The organism is Cellulomonas biazotea (genome assembly GCF_004306155.1).
GTDB lineage: Bacteria > Actinomycetota > Actinomycetes > Actinomycetales > Cellulomonadaceae > Cellulomonas > Cellulomonas biazotea.
Genome location: NZ_BIMR01000186.1, coordinates 1 through 4,202 on the forward strand (window position 1 = coordinate 1; position 4,202 = coordinate 4,202).

5 protein-coding genes are annotated in these 4,202 nt (G+C 76.7%); 2 read left to right on the forward strand and 3 right to left on the reverse strand.

Annotated elements, in window-relative coordinates; genetic code table 11:
• Positions 1 to 516 (forward strand): CD225/dispanin family protein (locus tag CBZ_RS12270; RefSeq protein WP_130781821.1); only part of this gene is annotated, 516 nt, incomplete at its 5' end.
• A gap of 12 nt (positions 517 to 528) precedes the next feature.
• Here the strand turns inward: CBZ_RS12270 and CBZ_RS12275 are convergent.
• Positions 529 to 1,059, reverse strand: coding sequence for a septum formation family protein (locus tag CBZ_RS12275; protein ID WP_130781822.1), 531 nt, complete (start codon positions 1,057 to 1,059; stop codon positions 529 to 531).
• Positions 1,060 to 1,203: 144 nt separating this feature from the next.
• Positions 1,204 to 1,482, reverse strand: a complete 279-nt coding sequence (locus CBZ_RS12280; RefSeq protein WP_130781823.1) for a hypothetical protein — start codon at positions 1,480 to 1,482, stop codon at positions 1,204 to 1,206.
• Positions 1,483 to 1,700: 218 nt separating this feature from the next.
• Between CBZ_RS12280 and CBZ_RS12285 the strand changes: the two genes are divergently transcribed.
• Positions 1,701 to 2,873, forward strand: coding sequence for a peptidoglycan-binding domain-containing protein (locus CBZ_RS12285; RefSeq protein ID WP_130781824.1), 1,173 nt, complete (start codon positions 1,701 to 1,703; stop codon positions 2,871 to 2,873).
• 100 nt (positions 2,874 to 2,973) lie between these two features.
• On the opposite strand, the gene CBZ_RS12290 is transcribed toward CBZ_RS12285, so the two are convergent.
• Entirely contained in the window at positions 2,974 to 4,032 is a 1,059-nt protein-coding gene (locus CBZ_RS12290; RefSeq protein WP_130781825.1) for a serine hydrolase domain-containing protein, read from the reverse strand.
• Positions 4,033 to 4,202: the final 170 nt, after the last annotated feature.

Consider the following 4,202-nt stretch of genomic DNA (forward strand, 5'->3'; position numbering starts at 1 on the left):
CGACCCGCCCCCGGACCTGGCGCGTATCCCGGTGCGGTCCCGCCGCACGGGCCGCCGCCCCCGGCGGGCCCGCGCCCTCCGCAGCAGACCGGCGCGCCGGTCCGTCCGCCGCTCACCGAGCTGCGGACGCCGCTCGGCTGGGTGATCGCCGCCGTCATCCTCTTCTGGCCGACCGCGATCGTCGCGCTCCTCGCGTCGCACCGCGCCGCGCGTGCGGTCGGTGCGGGCGACGTCGAGGGCGCCCGACGCGAGTCCGCGTCCGCGCGGCGGTGGGGCATCGCGAGCGTGTGCGTCGGCGCGGCACTCATCGTCCTGTCGGTCCTCGCGTCCATCGCGTGGCTCGTCGTCGCCGCGGTCGTCGTGCGCGAGAACGGCGGCGACTGGGACTGGGACCGCGGGCCGGGCTGGAGCGACAGCGCGCCGTTCGGGCACCGTGACGACCTGCCGGGCATGCCCGACGACATGCCCGGCCAGCAGGACCGGGGCCGCTCCGACTCCGGCGGCTCCGACTCCTGACCGCGGGTCGGACTACTTCGCGGCGCCCTGCAGCGACCCGGTGACGAGCTCGCCGTCGGTGTCGAGGACGCACTGCACGACCCGGTCGTCGAGCGCCGCCCAGCCCTCCTCGGTCGGCGTCAGGCTCCACTGGTAGTAGACCGAGTCGTCGTAGGGGATCCCGACGAACGTCTCGAACTGCGCGGCGCAGAACTCGTCGCCCTGCGCCTGGAGCGCGTCGGCGCCCGGGAACTCGCCGGCGGGCAGCTCGGTCTCGGCGTAGACCTCGCCGTCGTGCGGCTCCGAGCACGGGACGACGGGGAGCGACTCGGTGAGCGCGCCTTCCTCGCCGACGGCGCTCCCGTTGAGGCAGTCGCCCACCTCGACGGTGAACACGTCCGCGTCGGCGGCCTCGGTGACCTCGCCGCCGGGCGACTCGCGGGGCGCCTCCGCCGGGCTGTCGAGGGCTCCGCACCCGGTCAGGGCGAGCACGAGCAGGCCCGGCACGGCCAGCGCGGCCGCGCGGCGGGCCGTCGTGGAGGGTCGACGGGTCGTGGGCAGCATGGCGGGTCGCTTTCTCGGGGTGGGTTCCGCGGCGGCGTCGGCGCCGCCCGGGGCATCACGCGGGGCGTGGTGACGAGCTCAGGCGCGATCCTATGCCGCACCGGGGACGTCCCCCGGCGACCGTCGGACGACGCTGGGACGCTGTCAGGCCGGACCCTCCGCGTCGTCCTCGTGCAGGGCCTCGACCCGGATCGGCGTCGACTCCCCGAGGATGCGCTCGAGCTGGCGGGCGCACTGCACGCGCACGTACCCGACGAGGGCGAGCGACAGGGCGAGGGCGATCACGACGCCCTTGCCGAGCAGCGACGGGACGGTGACCGCGACCATCACGGCCGGCAGGCACAGGACCAGCGAGAAGTAGCCGGTCACCCAGTGCCGGTCCTTGCGGAGCGACAGCTCGCCGCGCAGCGTCAGGGTGGGCACGGGTCTCATCTCCCGTTCATCGGTCGTCAACCCGCGGGACGTGAGAGGTCGAGCGCCTCGACGGCCCGAGATCACCCGGCACGGTGGAGGACGGCGGTCCCCGCGAGGGCCAGCATCAGGACTGCTCGCCTGCGTCGACGACCGCCGTGCCCCGGCGCGCCGGGCGGGTGCGCGGGACGGGTGCGGGACCCGTCGTCCGGTGCAGGGGGAGGTCGGAGATGAGCGCGGTCCGAGTCTCAGGTGCGTCCCGGCGACGCGCGGCCGTCGTCGTCCTGGCAGCGGCGCTGCTCGTCGGCGTCGTCGGTGGCTGCGGACCCGGCGACGACGACCAGGACGCCCCGACGGACGTCGAGCGGGCCGAGCGGGAGGTCGCCGCGCGAGAGGAGGCGCTCGCCGAGGCGCACGCCCGCGAGTCGGAGGCGTCGCTCGAGCTCTGCACCGCCGCAGTCGACTACGTGACCGCGCTCGACCGGTACGGCGACGTCCTCACCGACACCGCGCCGACGGTCGGGGACGTCGTCGCGGGCGGCAGCGACCTGCAAGAGCCGCGCGACGACGTCCTGACGGCCGGGGAGTCCGCGCAGGAGGCGCGTCGCGCCACCGTCGAGGCCCAGCTCGCGCTCGACGAGGCCGTCGCGAACCTCGCCGCCCTGCAGCAGGCCGCGGGCGAGGACGTCGAGATCCCCGAGGTCACGCCCGGGACGCCCGAGCCGCTCGCCGACGCCGACGACGTCGGCCGGGTCCGACAGGCCGACGCGGAGTTCACCGCCGCGCAGGAGGGCATCGACGCCGACACCCCGCTGGTGCAGGCGACGCAGCAGTTCAACGCCGCCGCGGTCGCCCTGGAGATGGCCTGGCTGCGGCTCGTCGGCGGGTCCGGGTGCCTGGACGACGAACGGCTCGCGGAGGCGCAGGCGACCGCCGCCGCGTACACGCTCGCGCTGCAGCAGTCGCTCACCGACGCCGGCTACGACCCCGGGCCGGTCGACGGCGTCTACGGGCCGCAGACCGTCGCCGCCGTCGAGGCGCTGCAGGAGGCGCACGGGCTGCCCGTCACCGGGACCGTCGACAAGGCCACCGACGCCGCGCTGCAGGCCGACCTGGCCGCGAAGGGCGGCGCCGCCGCGCAGTCGGCGCTCGTCTCGACGACCGCGCTGCAGCAGACGCTGCACCTCGCGGGCTACTGGGACGGACCCGTCGACGGGCAGTGGACCCCCGAGCTCACGACGGCCGTCATGACGTTCCAGACCGACCTCGGGGTTCCGGCGACGGGGACCGTCGACGCGGCGACCGTGGCGGCGTTCGACGCGGCACTCGCGGCGAGCCGAGCGCCCGCGCCGACCGAGGAGCCCGAGCCGGGACCGGAGGAGTCCGAGGAGGGCGACGCCTGACCGCCGGCGTCGGCGAGGCCGTCGGACGTCGCCGGCCCCAGGACGACGCCGGCCCCAGGACGACGCGGCCGGCGCTTCTGCCTGGCTGGCGGGGCCGTTGTCACCGCCCGGCTGACGCGGCCGCCCCGAGGACCAGGTCGCGCACCGTGCGGCCGACGACCGACTCCTCCTGCGGGACGCCCGGGTCCTGCGCGAGCAGCACGGCACCCGCGCGGCCCGCGCTCAGGTCGGCGAGGGCCTTCGCCTGGAAGCCGACGCCCCAGCCCTGCGTCATGACGCGCCGCGCACCGGCCTCGCCGCCGACGAACACGCCGAGCCCGACGCCCGTGCCGTCCCGGTCGTCGAGCATCTGCGCGGCCGACGCCGGGTCGAGGAGCGTCGCGCCGTCGTCGCCGCGCCACGCGCGCAGCAGGTCCGCGAGCAGCACGGCGACGTCGTCGGGCGTCGACCACAGCCCCGACGCCGCCGGCCCGGCGTAGTGCACGCGGGTGCCCTCGACGCGGCGTCCGTCGGCGTGGTGACCCGCGCTCGCGGAGGCGGCGACCCGCGTCAGCGTCGCGGTCCGGCCGGCGGAGGCGGTCCGCTCGCCCGACCAGAACGTCGTCGCCGTCAGGCCGAGCGGCTCGACGACCGTCCAGTGCATGGCGTCCGCGAAGGCCTCGCCGGTGACGACCTCGACCGCGCGCTCCACCAGGCAGAAGCCCGCGTCGGAGTAGGCGAACGCCTCGCCGGGCGGTGTCGTGACGCGCACCGGGCCGTCGTGGTGGCGGGTGCGGCCCGCGACGACGTCGGATGTCGAGGGCGCGCGCCGTGGCGAGGGCTCGAACGACCCCGGGGCGTCGACGACGCCGCCGTGGTGCGACAGGAGCTGGCGCAGCGTCGGGCCGGGCAGCCCCGCGGCGACCTCGACGTCGACGACCGACCGCACGTCCGCGTCGAGGTCCAGCAGGCCGTCGCGCGCGAGCCGCAGGACGCCGACGGCCGTCAGTGCCTTCGCGGCCGAGCAGAGGTGGAACGGGGTCGTCGCGTCCGCCGGGCGGCCCGTGACGACGTCCGCGAGCCCGTCGGCGGTGACGACGGGGGAGCGGTCGACGGTCACCGTGACCGTCGCGATCGCGGGGGCCGTCGGGTCGTCGGTGCGGGTCCTGCTGCTGGTCATCGCGTCGTCCACGCCGAGAAGACAACCACCGCCCACCGACACACCCGCCCGCCCGCCGAGTCGGCCGCATCGCCGCCTGCCGAGGGGCCGTCGAGGTCGCTGGTCCGTGCCGAGATCGTCAGCTCCAGCCGGCGAACTCGGCCGCGACTGACGAACTCGGCGGGGGGGGG